At 45.3% G+C, this 572-nt stretch carries 1 protein-coding gene; it reads right to left on the bottom strand.

The features are described 5' to 3' along the window. Window positions 1–260: 260 nt before the first annotated feature. The gene (locus BJI48_RS09540; RefSeq protein ID WP_180763115.1) at window positions 261–401 is read right to left on the bottom strand and encodes a hypothetical protein; all 141 of its coding nucleotides are present in this window, start codon (window positions 399–401) and stop codon (window positions 261–263) included. Window positions 402–572 lie beyond the last annotated feature (171 nt).

The following is a 572-nucleotide window of genomic DNA, read 5'->3' as shown; positions in this document are numbered from 1 at the left end:
TGCCGAAAGAAATCGAGCTACGCAAAAAGCAATACGCCTATTACCGGGATTTGTTGCTAAATTTTCCAAAGGAGGAATCGAGTAGGAAATAATGAAAATATTCTTTTTTTCAACAAAAGGGGTTTAACCCTCCCCTAACCCCTCCCTTAGCCCCGAAAAGAAGTCTTTTCTTTTCGGCAAACAAGGGAGGGGGAGTCGCTTGCTTGTGTCTCCTTGCGAAAAATCGGCGGTTGCACTTCAACAACCTTGTTTCCGATTTTTCACAGCACACAAGCAACGACAAAGGCAAGCAGTTTTAGAACTGCTAACAAGCCAAGCCCGCTATGCCCTGTCATCTGACCCGCCCCCAATGCAATTGCAGGATTAAAAAGCGTAGCGGGCTTCGTTTGCAGGTGATTCAAAAATGAAAACCTTAGAAAATGGGTTGATGACCAGCGGTAGCTGGGAATAACCCTGTGCTTTAGGAGCGAAGCGGGGATTTATTCCCTGCGTAGCGGTCTTCAGATTCACAACGTGAATCGAGTAAAAAATAGATGTAGCGGTCTTCAGGTTTGTTCTTAACAAACCGAGTA

The organism is Helicobacter sp. 11S02596-1 (assembly GCF_002272825.1).
GTDB lineage: Bacteria > Campylobacterota > Campylobacteria > Campylobacterales > Helicobacteraceae > Helicobacter_J.
The sequence above is the reverse complement of the archived record's forward strand: the minus strand, read 5'-3'. Positions and strand labels throughout refer to the sequence as shown.